This is a genomic window from uncultured Brevundimonas sp., assembly GCF_937870815.1.
In the GTDB taxonomy this organism is placed as follows: domain Bacteria; phylum Pseudomonadota; class Alphaproteobacteria; order Caulobacterales; family Caulobacteraceae; genus Brevundimonas.
Map to the genome: position 1 here is coordinate 1 of NZ_CALMZS010000226.1, position 15,854 is coordinate 15,854.

Annotated in this window: 15 protein-coding genes; 10 read left to right on the plus strand and 5 right to left on the minus strand. The window is 69.9% G+C overall.

The genetic code is table 11. The features are described 5' to 3' along the window. Positions 1-1,406, plus strand: a 1,406-nt coding sequence (locus Q0588_RS15660; RefSeq protein ID WP_298748130.1) for a prolyl oligopeptidase family serine peptidase, incomplete at its 5' end; no start/stop codon positions are given. Here the strand turns inward: Q0588_RS15660 and Q0588_RS15665 are convergent. The 3 genes from Q0588_RS15665 to Q0588_RS15675 form a co-directional block, all read right to left on the minus strand. Continuing rightward, complete coding sequence (locus Q0588_RS15665; protein ID WP_298748133.1) at positions 1,339-3,108, minus strand: asparagine synthase C-terminal domain-containing protein; 1,770 nt, start codon at positions 3,106-3,108, stop codon at positions 1,339-1,341. The two genes, Q0588_RS15660 and Q0588_RS15665, sit on opposite strands and share 68 nt — an antisense overlap. A gap of 1 nt (position 3,109) precedes the next feature. Continuing rightward, positions 3,110-3,751, minus strand: coding sequence for a lasso peptide biosynthesis B2 protein (locus Q0588_RS15670; protein ID WP_298748136.1), 642 nt, complete (start codon positions 3,749-3,751; stop codon positions 3,110-3,112). A 505-nt stretch (positions 3,752-4,256) separates the two neighbouring features. Next, positions 4,257-4,742 carry a helix-turn-helix transcriptional regulator gene (locus Q0588_RS15675; RefSeq protein WP_298748139.1) on the minus strand — a complete coding sequence of 162 codons (486 nt, stop codon included), beginning with the start codon at positions 4,740-4,742 and terminating at the stop codon, positions 4,257-4,259. Positions 4,743-4,978: 236 nt separating this feature from the next. Between Q0588_RS15675 and Q0588_RS15680 the strand changes: the two genes are divergently transcribed. The 4 genes from Q0588_RS15680 to trbB are packed head-to-tail and all read left to right on the plus strand — an operon-like array spanning position 4,979 to position 8,882. Then, positions 4,979-5,608: a GntR family transcriptional regulator gene (locus Q0588_RS15680; protein ID WP_298748142.1), complete on the plus strand. Its 630-nt coding sequence runs from the start codon at positions 4,979-4,981 to the stop codon at positions 5,606-5,608. A 1-nt stretch (position 5,609) separates the two neighbouring features. Next, complete coding sequence (locus tag Q0588_RS15685; protein WP_298748145.1) at positions 5,610-7,490, plus strand: type IV secretory system conjugative DNA transfer family protein; 1,881 nt, start codon at positions 5,610-5,612, stop codon at positions 7,488-7,490. After that, positions 7,477-7,926, plus strand: coding sequence for a hypothetical protein (locus tag Q0588_RS15690; protein WP_291838952.1), 450 nt, complete (start codon positions 7,477-7,479; stop codon positions 7,924-7,926). Before Q0588_RS15685 ends, Q0588_RS15690 begins: the two co-directional genes overlap by 14 nt. Then, positions 7,926-8,882 (plus strand): P-type conjugative transfer ATPase TrbB, encoded by a 957-nt coding sequence (gene trbB, locus Q0588_RS15695; RefSeq protein WP_298748151.1) that lies wholly within the window; start codon positions 7,926-7,928, stop codon positions 8,880-8,882. The genes Q0588_RS15690 and trbB overlap by 1 nt, the downstream gene beginning before the upstream one ends. A 265-nt stretch (positions 8,883-9,147) precedes the next feature. Here the strand turns inward: trbB and Q0588_RS15700 are convergent, their stop codons facing one another. Then, positions 9,148-9,579, minus strand: a complete 432-nt coding sequence (locus Q0588_RS15700; RefSeq protein WP_298748154.1) for a hypothetical protein — start codon at positions 9,577-9,579, stop codon at positions 9,148-9,150. Positions 9,580-9,626: 47 nt separating this feature from the next. Beyond that, the gene (locus Q0588_RS15705) at positions 9,627-11,450 is read right to left on the minus strand and encodes a Fic family protein (protein WP_298748157.1); all 1,824 of its coding nucleotides are present in this window, start codon (positions 11,448-11,450) and stop codon (positions 9,627-9,629) included. A 165-nt stretch (positions 11,451-11,615) separates the two neighbouring features. On the opposite strand from Q0588_RS15705, the gene Q0588_RS15710 reads away from it, so the two are divergent. The 5 genes from Q0588_RS15710 to Q0588_RS15730 all read left to right on the plus strand — a co-directional run. Continuing rightward, positions 11,616-11,936 carry a TrbC/VirB2 family protein gene (locus Q0588_RS15710; RefSeq protein WP_292062131.1) on the plus strand — a complete coding sequence of 107 codons (321 nt, stop codon included), beginning with the start codon at positions 11,616-11,618 and terminating at the stop codon, positions 11,934-11,936. Next, positions 11,936-12,199 carry a VirB3 family type IV secretion system protein gene (locus Q0588_RS15715; protein WP_292062128.1) on the plus strand — a complete coding sequence of 88 codons (264 nt, stop codon included), beginning with the start codon at positions 11,936-11,938 and terminating at the stop codon, positions 12,197-12,199. Before Q0588_RS15710 ends, Q0588_RS15715 begins: the two co-directional genes overlap by 1 nt. A gap of 7 nt (positions 12,200-12,206) precedes the next feature. Beyond that, positions 12,207-14,645: a conjugal transfer protein TrbE gene (trbE, locus tag Q0588_RS15720; protein WP_298748160.1), complete on the plus strand. Its 2,439-nt coding sequence runs from the start codon at positions 12,207-12,209 to the stop codon at positions 14,643-14,645. Further along, complete coding sequence (locus Q0588_RS15725) at positions 14,596-15,342, plus strand: conjugal transfer protein TrbJ (protein ID WP_291838935.1); 747 nt, start codon at positions 14,596-14,598, stop codon at positions 15,340-15,342. Before trbE ends, Q0588_RS15725 begins: the two co-directional genes overlap by 50 nt. Positions 15,343-15,354: 12 nt before the next feature. Continuing rightward, the coding region (locus Q0588_RS15730; protein WP_298748168.1) for a type IV secretion system protein at positions 15,355-15,854 on the plus strand (500 nt) is incomplete at its 3' end.

Here is a 15,854-nt window from a genome sequence, read left to right on the forward strand (position 1 = left end):
AAACCCCGGTGCTGTACGCGCGCGCGGCCGGCCCCGACCGCTTCGACTGGCATGCCCTGCCGGCGGGCGGACCGCCGCGGGCCTTGACCTCAAACCTGTCGGTCGTCCCTTCTCACCTCGCGGCCGTGAACGGCGAGACCCTGCGGCTGTTCGCTGACGGCGGCCTGTGGACCGTGGACCTCGCCGGGGCCCGGCGGCTGGGGTCTGCGGGCCCTCCACTCAGGGAGCCGTTGATCGGCGATCCCGAATTGATCCTGCGCCTGAAGCTCAATAACGCGCCGCGGCGGGACTGGCTCGCCGCGCTGGGCCCACAGGGCGAGAGCCTGGTGGTCACGGACGCGGGGACGGTCCGGCTCGGGGTGGAATCGGGCGGGGACGCGCGGGTCGTGGCCGTGTCGCCGGCGGCGTCGCTGGTCCTCGACCGGGTCGAACTGGTCGAAACCCTGCGTCTCAGAACGCCGCACGGGGTGTACGTCCTGGATCAGGTGAATGCGGGCCTGGCCGAGGTGAGCCTGTCAAGACCGGTGGCGGTGGCGCACACAGACGCTTTCGGCCGCGACACCCGCAGTTGGCTGTTTCTGCCCCCGGGACGCGGGGCCGGCGCGATCAAGGGCCTCGTGGTCCAGGTCTATCCCGGTTCCGTCGACGCCGGCGTCTGGTCCGGGCCGTTCACCCTGACCTCCGGCGTCAGGGCCGTGGCGCTGGCGGGCGCGGGATATGCCGTCCTGACCCCGTCGATTCCCATCGACGAGCCGGGGACGACCGCCATCGACTTCTATGTTCGCAGCGTCGACGCCGCAGTCGACGCCGCCCTGGCGGCCTGGCCCGATCTGCCGCGGGATCGCATCGCGATCATGGGGCACAGCTTCGGAGGCTATGCGGCCCTGGCGATCGCCACCCGATCAACGCGCTACCAGTCGTACATCGCCTCGTCCGGCGTGTCGGACATGTTCGGCGAATGGGGCGAGTTCATCCCCGCGACCCGCCTGATGCCCGAGGACGGGTTCATGATGGTAAACCAGCAGGCTTGGGTGGAAGGCGGGCAGGGCGAGCTCTCGGCGCCGCCCTGGGCCGACCCGGCGGCCTATGTAGAACAAAGCCCCTATCTGGCGGCGGACCAGATCACGGCGCCTGTCCTGCTGATCACCGCGGACCGGGACTTCGTGCCCATGTCCCAGTCGGAACGCATGTTCAGCGCCCTCTATCGCCAGGGCGGCGAGGCGCGTCTCGTCACCTACTGGGGAGAACACCATCACCTTTGGAGCCCGGCCAATATTCGGGACCTCTACAGCCAAATCTTCGACTGGCTGGCGCGGACCTTGCCGGCGACCCCGGTCGTCAGCGCGCCGCCGTCAGGCGACGATCCCATGCCCGGACCCAGCCCTCGAACGCCGCGGCCACGATGATCGAGGAATAGTAGCCGCGCCAGATCAGGCTCTCGCGGGTGAGCAGACGATCCGCCGCGGCGCGATCGATGATCCCCAGCGCCGCCAGCCGCCCGTCGAGGAGCCAGGGCCTGAGAACGCCGAGGTTGTCGAGGATCATGCGTCCGTAAATCCGGGTCATATCGCCCTTGGACCGGCGGTCCAGGATCGCGGCCGGGAGCCGCTCCCTGAACGCATGGCGCGCCAGGCCGCGATCCCGTCCGCCGTGGGTCAGCAGGGGCGTCGGAAGCGCGAGGCACGCCTCGATTACGGGCTGCGCGCACAGGGGGTGGCGCACATCGACCGCCTCGGTCAGCATCGACGGACCATGCCGGGAGACGCTGTCCAGGACGCCCGCGATCTGCATGGTCTTGGCGGGTCCGAACGCCTCGCAATCGGCGAGCCAGGGGTGGACGGGAGGGGCGTCGGAAGGCCCGTCGGGACGTGCCGTGAGAAAGCCCTCATCCCGCACGGGAAGGCGACTGCCTTCGCGCCCATGGCGACGGGCTTCGCGGATCATGGACCAGACCGAGATCTCGTTGGTCGCGGCAAGGCGCGGGACATCGGGAGACAGCAGGGCCCGCCATCCCCGCGCCCGCCAGGAATCCGTGAAGACGTCGGCCGTCGATCGCTGCAGCAGGATCGAATCTCCGCCCTTGCCGGTCATCAACGCCCTGACCCCCGCAGACCCGAGCCGGGCGGCCCAGTCCATGTCGTGCGGCCGGTCGAGGGCGTTGACGCCCGGACGCAGGCCCCGGGATGTTCGCTCCAGCCAGGCTTCCGTCATCGGTCCCGTGGCGTGCGGCACGCAAAGCGGATCGATTCCCAAGGCTTCGGCGAGCGCGGCGACATAGGGGCGTTCGTCGGCTTCCGGCGCCGCGCCATAGGCGCTGAGCCAGAGGGCGACCGTCGCCGGGGAGCTTTGCACCAGGCTCGAGGCCACCAGGCTGGAATCGAGCCCGCCCGAGACCTCCGCCGCGACCGGGCCCGAAGCGCCGGCCAGGCCTGTGACAGCCTCGTCGATGGCGTCGCGGAGCAGGCGCGCCGCGTCCTCGAGCGCGGGCGTGGGTTCCAGACTCCGGCAGGCAATATCAGCCGGTCGCCAGATCGGATGGGCCGGACCCTCCAGCGGGACTGGCTGCACCGTTCCGGGATCGATCGCGACAGGACCGTCGATCAGGAGCGGGCCCGATGACATGAGCGGGTTGCGCAGCGCCTGGTCCAGGCGTTCGACATTGATGCGCCACGGGGGGCGGAGCTTCCGGACAAGCCAGTCCGGCGCATCGGACGCCACGATCGTCAGGCCGTCCTGGGACCAGGCGATGCATTCCAGCGCGCCCGAGGGATCCCGAAGGATTGCTGAAAGCTGATGGTCGCGGCTGAATCGCACGCCGACATATCGGCCCCAGAACCGCGCCACGAGCTTGCGTTCATAGGCCCAGGGGTCTTCCGGACGGGTGCGCGGCAGAACGGGCCGCTGGCGATTGAACACGTCCCCGATCATGGTCCAGGGGCCGCCCTCAAGCGTTTTCGGCGCGTGGGGGCCGTCGACGGCCAGCCATGCGTTTCGGTTCAGATCCCAAACGGTCAGGGCCGCCGTCCTGGCGAGGTCCGCAAGCGCGGCCGAGAGCGCCTCGGCGGCGGCGTCGTCCGGTCGCCGGACCACAAGCAGATAGTGGCCCATCTCAAGCCGCCATGATCGGGGTGTACCGGCGAACGCGTTCGAGACTGTCGGCGACCACGACATCGCCGACCTGGAGCCAGCAGTGGGCGGCGAACGGCCAGGTTCGCACGCCGAAGACCCAGTCCGTGGCGAGGCCTCGCCGGGCGAGCAGGCATTTGAGCTGGAAGGCGCGCTGCAGGCATTCCCCCTCGAACGGGACCCAGGGCAGCGCGGCCCGCGCGGCGGCGACCCGTTCGCCCAGAAGGTCATCAGCGGTTGTGAGGGGAGGGGACGGGCGGCGTGCGGCGTCGATGAGCTCGCCGAGCGTCCTGCCGCGAAAGGCCAGCGTGGCGCGTGCGAGCGACAGGCCGGCTTCGATACGGGCCAAAGTGGGCGGGGAAGAAGGTGTGGCCAGTTCGCGTTGCGCCGGCTCCGGCGCGCGCCGGGGCGCCGGGGGCCGATCGGCGGAGCCGATGCCCGCGGCCAGAAGGTCGTGGGCGACATCCTGGTCCGACGTCCGGAGCGAGCCGTCCGGCCCGATGACGATCCGGTCCGCCGCGTCGAGCAGGCAGTCGTAGCGGTCCGCCTTCACGTCGAGGACCACGACGTCTTCGTGCACCTGGGCCAGAAACACGCCCGGCGCACACCACAGATCGATGGGCATGGATGTCTCCTTTGCGGGTCGCGGACGGCCGCCGAAGGCGACCGTCCGCGCGCCGTTCAGGCCGGGTCGCGGCTGTCGAAGATATTGATCTCGGTATGCTGGCCGCCCAGCATGTCCCGGGTCAGGGCCCTGGCGCTGCCGAAGCTGACCAGGCGGAGTTTGGGGGTTTTCATCTTGGTATCTCCTCTCGGGCTCGCCCCGGGAGCATGCTGCGCGCCGGAGCGGACCCGTCATGGGGGTATCGAAGGTTGCGGACGGCCGCCGACGACGGCCGTCCGCGGCTCATTCAGCCGGCGGGGTCACGACTGTCGAAGACGTTGATCTCCGTATAGGGGCCGGACAGCAGGTCCCGGGTCAGGGTCCTGGCGCTGCCGAAGCTGACGAAACGGAGCTTGGTGGGGGTCATCACGGTCTCTCCTTGGGTTGATCGCCACGGATGTGGCGCCAGGGGAGTGAGCGCGCGGGGAGAGGCGCTGAAAAGCTATATCTGGAGTATATTGCAGGGTCAGCGGCCCGGTTTGGGTCGCGTGGCGAGCAACTCCGCCGCGCCTGTCTTGAGCCAGGCCTGGGCCTGTTCGCTGGTCTCATCGCCGTCCAGCAGGGTGTCGAACATGCCGGTGACCGCCGCGATCAGGGTCCGCGCATCGAGGTCGAGCAGGCGATCCTGGATGGTCCGGTCGAACCGCTGCACCGCGATGGTCAGGATGGTGGCCATCTTGTTGTCCGCGCTGCGTCGGGCGAACTCGGGCGAGCCGATCACGACGGCCAGGATGAGCGCATAGGGATCGCTGTTCGTCGCGGCGGCGAACCTGTGGATATGGTCCAGGTTCAGGCGGGTGGCGCCGGACTCGAAACGCTCATAGGTCCTCAGGGCCATGTTCATGGCGGCCGCGACCTCGGCGGTGGTCAGGCCGCGATGTCTGCGCACCGCCTTGACCGCCGCCGACAGCAACTCTCCATCACGCGGCGGGTCAGGCGGAACTCCACTCATCAGCGAACCTCTCAAACCGGGGATGGTGCGACGGGACGCCAGAGGGAGCAACGCCCAACCTTTCGTTTCCGTACACAGCAAGGGTGAAGCCGCCACAAAGCGGCGGATGAGCCGACAGCCCACGGCGGATATCTCGACGTTTTATGGCGAGCCCTACGGAAAAGGCGTGCAACCCGTTGGCGAGTGTCCCGATCCCCCTCGATAGTCCGGGCTCCCCCCTTTTTTCGGAGCCGGTGGTGACCCGAAAGCGTGATCCCTTTCTTCAGGCCCTCGACAGTCTTCGGCGGCTGTCGCAGCAGGGCGCGTTCGCGCCGGGGACGCCCGTGGTGATCGTGGAAGAGGCGCGGCGTCTTCGGCTGTCGACGACGCCGGTTCGGGAAGCGCTGGCGTGGCTCTGCGGCGAGGGTCTGATCGAACGGGCTCCGTACGGCGGCTATCTGGCGCCGCGGATGGACGCGGCCCTCGTCAGGGACCGGTTCGCCTTCCGCCTTCACTGCCTGACGGCGAGCCTGGACCTGATCGCGGCCGCCCACGATCGCGACGATCCTGTCCCCTCGACGGCCGCGCCGGAGCACCGGCTCGCCGGGTCTCTCGACCGCGTCGTCCGCGGGACGGGCAATCAGGTTCTCGCGGAGGCCTTCGACCGGGTCGGCCGCCAGCTGCGGCCGCTGGAGGCGGCGGAGCGCCGGATCTTTCGCGACCGCGACGCCGAGGCCGTCGCGATCCTGCGTCTCTTCGACGCCGGCTCGACGCCTGCGCTGCGACAGGCGCTCGTTGCCTACCACCAGCGCCGCATGGAGGCCGCGCCGCTGCTCGTCCTCGACGTCGTCGGCGATCGGCGGGACTCTCCGGACGAGGACGGCTGAGGTGCCGGCGCGGGTCGTCCTGTTCGGTCTGGGGCTGCTGCTGGGATTGCAGGCGGCGACCCAGCTGTTCGCCTGGACCTATCACTGGGCCGCGGCGCTGGGCCCGGCGCTGCGGGTTCATCCCGACCTGGCCCTCTATCCGCCCTGGGCGATCCTGGTGTGGCGCGCGGAATTCGGGGACGAGGCCAAGGCGGCGCTGGCGCGCGGCGCGCCGCTGATCCTGCTCGGCGCCGCCGGCGGCCTGGGGCTGGGATCGCTCGTCGGCCGGACCGGGTCGGTGCGGCGGGTCCGGGGCTGGGGCGGGCTGGCCGAGGCCCGCCGCGCGGGGTTGCTCGAGCCGGCCGGCGCGGTGCTCGGCCTGTTGCGGGGACGGCTGCTGGCGACGACCGATCTTCGACCGACCCTGGTGACCGGCGGCACACGCAGCGGGAAGGGACGGGGCCATGTCACCCCGACCTTGTTGTCGTGGCCGCAGAGCGTCCTGGTGCACGATCCCAAGCGCGAGCTGTGGCGGATCACGGCCGGCTGGCGGTCCCGGTTCTCGCACGCCCTCTATTTCGATCCCCGGGATCCGGCGTCCACGCGCTGGAACCCGCTGGCGGAAATCCAGCCCGGCCCGGGCGAACTCGCCCAGGTGCAGCGGCTGGTGGCCATTCTGTCCGATCCCGGCGGCGCGCGGGATGACGAGGCGATCTGGGACAAGGCGGCGTCGGAGATCCTCGAGGCGGTGATCCTGCATGTCCTCCATGTCGCCGCAGACGACGACAAGACGCTGCTCAAGGTGCGCGAGCTGCTCGCCGATCTCGACGAGACGGCGGATGTCATGGTCAGGACCCTGCACGATCGGGGACCGGACGGCGCGCCGCGGACCCATCCGTTCATCCGCACGGCGGTCAAGGGCTATGCGGCGATGCACGACCGGTTCCGCACCTCGGTCCAGGGCACGGCGCGCTCCTATCTCAAATGGCTGGCCGGGGCGGATGTCGAGCGGGTGCTCTCGGCGTCGGACTTCGCCCTGGGCGACCTGATGTGCGCCGAGGCGCCCGTTTCCCTCTATGTCCAGGTCGCGCCGGCCGATGCGGCGGCGCTCCGACCCCTGGTGCGGATGCTGTTCTACGCGGCGGCCCAGGCCCTCACCGCCGAGGAGACTCGGGACGCCACCGGACGGGCCAAGCGCCACCGGCTGCTGATGGTCATGGACGAGTTCCCGCTTCTGGGGCGGCTGGCCTTCTTCGAGAAGTCGCTGCGGCTGATGAGCGGCTACGGGGTCAAGGCGATGTTCGTCGCCCAGTCGCTGAACGACATCGTGGAGACCTACGGGACCCATAACACCATCCTCGACAACTGCGCCGTCTACACCGCCTTCTCGGCGCTGGATCCCCTGACCCAGGACAAGGTGTCGAAACTGACGGGGTCGGTGACCGAAACGCGCGTCAGCCGCAGTTCGCCCGCCGGCCTGGCCTCGGGCCGGAGTTCCGTCTCCCGGGCGGAGGTCGAGCGGCCTCTGCTGGAGCCGGGCGAGATCCGCGCCCTGCCGGACGACCGGCAGCTGGTCTTCGTGGCCGGCTGCCGCCCGCTGCGCACACGCAAGCTTCTGTACGACCAGCGCGAACCGTTCCGCAGCCGGGCCGATGCACCGGCGCCGGACCAGGCGCGCCGCGTCGACACGCCGGGCCGCCGTCCGCATTCGTGGGCCGGGCGGCGCAGTCTCGGCGAGGACGCGGAGGCGAGCCTGCCCCTGTTCAAGGAGGTGGCCGCCGCCATGGACGACAAGAAGGCGGCGGCGCGGGCGGCCGACATCTACGGGCGGGTGGCGCAGGAGATGGCGGCCCAGCAGGCCGCCCTCGACCAACTTCAAGGATTGAGCGATGGCCAGGACTAACCGCCAGACCAGCCGGGTGCAGGTCTATCTCAACGACCCCAAGATCGTCTCGGGCCTGAACCGGGAGGCGCGCAGCGGGCGGATGCCCCTGAGCCAGGCGGCGGGACGCGCCATTGCGCGCGGCCTGCTCAAGAGCCCGCAGGCCGATCCCGAGGATCGCCTGCTGCAGCTCGAACGATCGCTGCGCGACCACATGCGATCGACGGCGCGCGACATGCAGATCGTCCAGGAACTGCTGATCGAGGTGGCGCGGGCCTTCTTCCTGCGCCTGCCGGACGCGGTGGTGGATCAGGATCCGACGGTGCAGGCGGCGGTGGACCGGCGCATCGAGCGGCTGCTCGACGCCACGGCGGCCCGGATCGTCGCCGGCCGGTCCGATCGCGACGCGGCGCCCGGGCCGGCGCGCGAGCCCCGCTCGTTCGACCCGCCGAACTGATGGCGACCCACCCGATCGTCGCCGAGCGCAAGCTGGAGGCCCTGCGGCATGCCTTGGGACCGACGGTCCTCGCCGCCTTGGAGGAGCCGGCAGTGGTGGAGATCCTCGCCAACCCGGACGGTCGCCTGGTGCTCGACCGGAGCGGGGAGGGGCGTCAGGACACCGGCCAGTCCCTCTCGCCCGAGGCGCGCGAGCGCGCCATCAAGCTCATCGCCGACTATGTCGGAGAGACAGTGGCGCGCGAGGATCCGCGTCTGTCCGGCGTCCTGCCGGGGACGGGCGAACGGTTCCAGGGATTGCTGCCCCCGATCGTCGCGGCGCCGGCCTTCTCGATCCGCAAACGCCCCGCGGTGATCTGGGGGCTGGCCGACTATGTCCGCGACGGCGTGATGACGGAGGCCCAGGCGGACGCGCTGCGACAGGCGGCGGTCGAACGCCGCAACATCCTCATCTCCGGCGGCACCGGATCGGGCAAGACCACCCTGGCCAATGCGGTGCTCGCCGAACCCGCCTTCGCCGGGGACCGGGTCTTCCTGATCGAGGATACGCCGGAACTGCAGTGCTCTGCCTGGGACGTGGTGGCGGTGCTGACCCGGCGCGCGCCGGTCGCCATCGGCGTGGTCGATCTGGTCCGGGACGCATTGCGGATGCGGCCGGACCGGATCGTCGTCGGGGAGATGCGTGACGGCGCCGCCGCGCTCGAGACGCTGAAGAGCTGGAACACCGGCCACCCCGGCGGTCTGTCGACGATCCACGCCAATTCGGCCGGGGATGTCCTGCGGCGGGTGGAAGATCTGCTCACCGAAGTGGTCGCCCGGCCGCCCCGGCGCGCGATCGCCGAGGCGGTCGACCGGATCGTCCATATCCGGCGCACGGCCGAGGGCAGACGGGTGGAGGCCGTGCTCGCCGTCGAGGGTCTTGAGACGGATCGTTACCTGCTGACGCCGCTCGCGTGAGGACAGAGCGCGCCGGCGCTTCGCTGCTTCCTGGTGGACCGCTGACATCGCGACGCCGGGAGAAGCGCTTCGGCGCAGCGGCCTTTTGATGCGGGCGTGGCCGGCGGCGCGGCCACGCGCAACTCCGGTCAGTCCGGTCAGTCCGGTCAGGACGGCGGTGTCCGGGCGGGGTCGTTCCGGTTGCGGCGCCCCCTTATCACGGCCAGACGGCGCGCAGCCCTTCCACCAGGCGGTCGCGCCGGCCGGGCCCGAGCTGGTCCAGATTTCATTGCTTCCAGCGTACCGCCGGCAGGTCGGCGATGCCCGGCAGGCGTACGAGAGACCAATCCGGTTCGCCGGTTTTGAAGCCGACCAGGAATTCGCGATGGGCGGTCGGCATGTCATCGACGATGATCGTGATGAGGACTTCCCGCGCGGCGATCAGTTCGTCGAGGCTGACCGGCGCCTGCGTCATGCCGACGAAGCCTCGCCGGAACTCCTCGGCGATATCCTTGCGGCGCGGGCGCAGCCCTTCGGCCATGGGGCGAGGGTGGCTGATCAGATAGGCGATGTTGGCTTTTCCAGACCGGCTGTTTGAGCACCCGGAGGGATCAAACTCCCGTATTGCCAAACGACCAGCCTTGGAACCTTGGCCGGGTCTGGCGAGAAAGGATGAAGACAAAAGTCCGATCATGCTGGCGCAAGGCGGCGTCGCCATCAGCTGGCCTGATCTCGCGCGGCGACCCGGCTCCGCGTCCGTGATCGCTAGGCGTAGAGGCGTGGAAACAGGACGTCGAGCGTATCGGCGGGGAAGCGAAGCGAGACGGGTCCTTTCGGCGTATCGGACACGAGGAGCTGGCGTTCCGTCAGTTCCTTGAGGATGCGCCGGGCGCTGCGTTCGGGAAGGCGGGTCACGCGCTCGGCCTCGCCGCGGTCGAGTTCTCCCCGGATCAGGGTTTCCTGAAGCAGGGCGTTGGCCTCCGCCGGGAGGCCCGAGATCAGAACATATTTCGCGAGGCGGTCGGACAGGCCGTTCAGTTCGAACAATTCTCCCATGTACCCGACCTGTTCGAGACAAACCTCCAGGAACCAGGCGGTGAAGGACTCGAGTTGAGTCAGGGACAGATGCCCCCTCCCGTCACGGTCCCCGCGGCGGACCTCGTCGGCTCGCGCCATGTGACGCTTGTACTCGGTCCGTCCTTCCGGTCCCGGATCAAGGCCCCGAGCCAGTCCCCGCGAGATCGACCACAGTCCGTGAGCCCCGATTCCAGCTTCATGCGCCATGGCGTGACTCATCAGCCGTCCAACACGGCCGTTGCCGTCGGGAAACGGATGGATCCAGGCAAACCTGTGGTGGGCGGTGGCCATCGCGACGATCCGGCTGGACCGGCCCGGGCCCACGCTGATCAGCCCCTCTCCGGGCGCCGGCTGGAAGGCGAACCGGCGATGGAAATGGGCCATGAACGCCGGCACCTGCTCGGAGGCGGGCGGGAGATGATCGCCCACCTCGACATCCTGGTCGGCGCCACGGCGCCATTCTCCGGGCGTCATGAGGAAGGTGTGGCGAGCCCCCTTGATGGTCAGCATGGCCTCGGACGCATCCGCATAGAAGTCGCGGTGAAGACGCTGCAGGAATGCGGGATCTGCGGGATCGGGGAGCATGTGATCGGCGGCCAGGCGATCGATCTCCTGCTGAACGCGATAGTGGGCGACCGCCTCCGCCTGGAGATCCCGCTTGTCCGCATCGGAGACCCCGGCCAGCGCCCTTTCGATATCCCGGGGACGGGTGTTATGGCCCTCGATCAGGTTGCTGTAATAGGTGTTCATGATCCGGACGAGATCGGCCAGGTGACGCGCGGTCTTCGGATGGAGGCCCACGCCGAGCTCCGCCGACCGCGCGGCGAGGTCGGCGACGAGATCGGCGATCCTCGCCGGGAGCGTTTCGAGACGAGCGGGCTCGATACGGGTTGGAGACTCGGGAACTTCTGGCATTTTGGCCGATCTTTCCGCGCGGAGTGATCCGCCATCCATATCCCGGCAGTGTCTATAATGTAAGGCGTTTGAGGCTACAGAAGGTTCCGCCTTGCCAGTTTGGCCGATCTTCTGGCCGATCTTCTGGCCGATCTTCTGGCCGATCTTCTGGCCGATCATTGACGCGGTCGACAGGGTTAAGGCGATCAATCGGAACGTCTGCAGACGGCCGTCCACGGCTTTGGGCAATGGATCGCCGGGACCGGGGTCGTTCTGGGCCGGCCGTCGCCAGGCCCAGCCGGGGAATATGGCGCGCGCAGCCCTGCGTGTTCCCCCGCGCCCCGAACTGCCGCTTCCGAACGCCGGGAGGACCAGGCGCACGGTCAGGGCTGCGCCCGACGCCATCGACAACAGGGAGGCCCGCGAATCGACACCGTGGTTCGCGCCTCTGTGAAGCGCGCGGATCCGAAGGCGGGGTCCCCCTTGAAGGGACGGCCTGATCGCCGGGACCGGCTGTTCTGAACCGTCGATATCGGAAGGGAGGCCGGCCAAAGTCCGGCTCTGCCGAGGTTTGGTCAAACGTCGCCGAAAGTCGTCGGACGGGTCGGGAAAGGTCATGGCCACGACCCTGGCAAAGTCGTTTGCCGAGTTAAACCAAGTCGTCAGCAAGTCGCATACAAGTCGTTGAAATTATTTGATCAAATGACGTTGACAGGCGGGGATTTTATCTGCTTGCAATGAGTCGCGGCGCGGTGACCTGCGCTGAAACAAAGGAAGCAGATCATGCAATGGAGACTGGGGCGCCGCCTGTTCGGCGCAGCGATGACGTGCGGCCTGATGCTGGCCGGACCGGCCCTGGCGGGAGGCTCCGGCATGCCGTGGGAAGGGCCGCTGCAGCAGGTGGTGCAGTCGATCACCGGACCGGTGGTCCAGGCCGCCGCCGTCGTGGCCGTGGTCGTCTTCGGCGCCGGCATCGCCATGAGCGAGAACGGCTCCTCGATGCGGCGCGGCCTGGGAATCATGTTCGGCCTGTCGATCGCTTTCGCGGCCTCGACCTTCTTCCTCGACTTCTTCGGCTTCGCCGGCGGCGCGGAGATCGGGTGATGGACCCGCGGCCGGACGGGTGGGAGCTGCCGGTGGCCCAGGCCCTGGCCGAACCGGTGCTGATGGCCGGCATGCCGCGCGACTACGCCATCGCCATGGGCACGATCGCCCTGGTGCTGGGCCTGGCGCTGCGGATCTGGTGGCTGGGCCTGCTGTGGTGGGCTGTCGCCCATGCGATCGGCCTGTGGGCGGCGCGGTCCGACCGGCGGTTCTTCGATGTTCTGCGCCGGCATCTGGCGATGCCCGGTCATCTGGACGGGTGAGGGCGCGATGCGGTTCCTCGACGAACATCGCCGCCGTCCCGCCGCCCTGGCCGACCACCTGCCCTGGGCCGCGCTGGTCGCGCCCGGGGTGGTCCTGAACAAGGACGGGTCCTTCCTGGCCGCCTTCCGGTTTCGCGGGCCCGACCTGGAGTCCTCGACCGAGGACGAGCTGATGGCGGTGCGCGCCCGGCTCAACAACGCCCTGAAGCGGCTGGGATCGGGCTGGTGTCTGCATATGGAGGCGCGCCGCCGTCCCGCGACGGCCTATCCGGAGAGCGCCTTCGACCTCGAGGTCGCCTGGCTGCTCGACGCGGAACGACGCAGCCGCTTCGAGACCGCCGATCCCGCCTTCGAGACGGACTTCCGGCTGGCCCTGACCTGGTTGCCGCCCGCCGACGAAACCCGCCGCATGGAGCGCTGGCTGTTCGACGGTCTGGCCAGGGGCGGCCACGACTGGCGGGTGTCGCTGGAGGCTTTCGGCCGCGAAGCCGATATGACGCTCGACCTGTTGTCCGACGCCCTGCCGGAGATCGAACGGCTCGATGACGCGGACCTTCTGACCTGGCTGCATGACAGCGTCTCGCCCCGGGCCTTCGCGGTCCGGCCGCTGGAGACGCCGATGTTCCTCGACGCCTGGCTCGCCGACGCCGGCCTGACGGGCGGGGTCGCGCCCCGTCTCGGCGATCGCTGGCTCAAGGTGGTCTCGGTGCGGGGCCTGCCGTCGGCGACCCGGCCCGGACTGCTCGATGCCCTTGGCGCCCTGCCGTTCGAGTACCGCTGGACGGCGCGCTGGATCGGCCTCGACAAGCCCGAGGCCGAGCGGGAGATCGTCAAGCTGAGGAAGCGCTGGTTCGCCAAGCGCAAGGGCGTCGGCGTCCTGTTGCGCGAGGCCATCACCAAGGAGGAGGTGCCGCTTCTCGATACGGATGCGGCGTCCAAGACCGAAGAGTGCGACGGCGCCCTCGCGGCGCTCGGCGCGGAGTCCTGCGCCTTCGGCTATCTGACTTTGACGGTCACCGTTCTGGACGCCAGCGAGGCGGGGGCGGCGGCCAAGGCCCGCGCGATCGAGGCGGCGCTGAACGCGCAGGGGCTGGTGGCCCGGATCGAGGATCTCAATGCGGTGGAGGCCTGGCTGGGCTCTCTGCCCGGCGAGCCCTATGCCGACGTGCGCCGGCCTCTGGTCTCGACGCTGAACCTGGCCGATCTGCTGCCGGTTTCCGCCGTCTGGGCGGGGCCGGCCGGGGACGCCAACCTGGACGGGCCGCCGCTGGCGACGGCGCGCACGACCGGCGCGACGCCGTTCCGGCTGGTGCTGCATGTCGGCGACGTCGGCCACGCCATGGTCGTCGGGCCGACCGGATCGGGCAAGAGCGCCCTGCTGTCCTTCCTGGCGCTGCAATGGTTCCGCTATCGGGACGCCCGGGTGGTCTTCTTCGACAAGGGCCGGTCGGCGCGCGCGGCGACGCTCGCGGCTGGCGGCCGCTGGCGGGCGCTGGAGCCCGGCGCGCGGTTTTCGCTCCAGCCGCTGGCCCGGATCGACCGGGAGGACGAACGGGCCTGGGCCGCGGAATGGATCGCCGAGACCGTGCGCCTGGCCGGGCTGGAGCCGGTCCCCCGAGTGAGGGAAGAGATCTGGGTGGCGCTGTCGGCGCTCTCGGAGGCGCCGGTCGCGCAGCGGACGCTGACGGTGTTCTGCGCCCTGGTTCAGGACAAGGCGGTCGCCGCCGCCATGGAGCCCTTGACCCTGAAGGGGCCGCACGGCGCGCTGCTGGACGGGGCGGGGGAGACCCTGGCGCCCACCCGGTTCGACACCTTCGAGCTGGAGACCCTGATGGGGACCCCGTCGGCCGTGGCGCCGGTGCTCTCGGCCCTGTTCCACCATCTCGAACAGGGCTTCGACGGCCGGCCGACCCTGCTGGTCCTCGACGAGGCCTGGCTGTTCCTCGGCGAGACCGCCTTCGCGGCCCGGATACGGGAATGGCTGAAGACACTGCGCAAGAAGCGGGTCTGCGTGGTGTTCGCCACCCAGAGCCTGGACGACGTGGCGGCCTCCTCGATCGCGGCCAGTCTGATCGAGAGCTGCCCGACCCAGGTCTTCCTGCCCAATCCCCGCGCCCTGGAGCCGTCGTCCGCCGAACTCTACCGGGGCTTCGGCCTGAACCGGCGCCAGCTTGAGCTGATCGCCTTCGCCACGCCCAAGCGGGCCTACTACTGGCGCCAGCCGCGCGGCCGGCGGCTGTTCGACCTGCGCCTCACCGGCGTGGCCCTCGCCCTGTGCGGCTCGAGCGCGCCGGAAGACCAGACCCTGATCGACTCCCTCCTGGAGCGATCGGGACCTGACGACGGTCGACCGGGCGGCTTCGCCCGCGATTTCCTCAAAGCCAAGGGAGTGCAAAATGTGGATTCCGTTTTCGACGCCTTCGCCGGCCCGCTCGCGGCCGAATAGGTCCATCCAGATCGTCGCCGTCGGCCTCGTCGCCGTCAGCCTGCTGGGCGCCACGCCGGCGCCGGCCCAGCAGGTGGTGTTCGACCCGCGCAATCACATCGAAAATGCGCTGCAGGCGGCGCGTCAGCTCGAGAGCCTCGCCAACGAGGCGCGCAGTCTGGCGGCCTCGCCCTACAGCCACCTGACGCAATCCAGCCAGTCGCTGCGGGACATGGCCGAGCTGGCGCGGACGGCGCGCGGGATCGCCAGCTCGGTCAGCGGTCTGGAGCAGCAGTTCCGGAGTTTGTACCCCGACGATCTGTCCGGCTCGGACATGCTGAGCCTGCTGGAGCAGGGCGAGGCGCGCACGGCCAACGCCCGGCGCACCGCCGAGGACGTGGCGCGGACGGCCGCCGAGCTGGAACGGCTGGGGCAGGGCCGGTCGCAGAGGCTGGCCGGGGCGCTCTCCGCCAGCCAGGCGGCGACCGGCCAGACGGCGGCGGTCCAGTCGTCCAACCAGCTTCTGGCCGTGCTGGCCGAAGACCTGGCGGCGCTGCGCACCATCATGCTGGCCCAGTCCCGGCTGATGGCCGAGGCCACGGCGCGCGACGCGGCGGACCGCGCCTCCGGAGACGCCGCCCGGCGCCAGCGGTGGGGCCGTCAGGCCGCCGCGCCGGCCGCGCCGCGCTTCGATCCCTTGTCTCACGCGAACGACTGAGGGAGCGGGGCGATGACGGTCGGAGTGGAAACGCCCAACGAGCTGATGGTGGTGTTTTCCGACACCATCTCGGCCGGGTTCGACGCCCTCCAGGGTTCGGTCAACGGCGTGTTCGGCCTGCTCATCGTCCTGGTCGTCGCCCTGACCGGCATCCAGTGGGCGCTGTCCTCCAACCGGGAGGTGCTGGCCTCGGGCTTCGGCAAGGTGCTGCTGATCGGCGCCTTCGCCTGGCTGATCAACGACTGGCAGCGGCTGTCCGAGACCCTCTATGCCGGCTTTCTGGAGCTGGGGCTGACGGCTGGCGGCGGCTCCCTGAGCCGGCAAGAGTTCCTCAACCCGGGGGCTATCCTCGCCCAGGGCTGGGAGATCGTGAAGGCGCTCGGGGAGACGCCCGCGCCGGTCGACAATCCGCTCGACGTCGTCGGCAACATGGCGGACGCCCTGATCCTGGGCCTGGCCATGATCGGCATCATGCTGGCCTTCGCCGTGCTGGCCCTGCAGATCATCGTCTC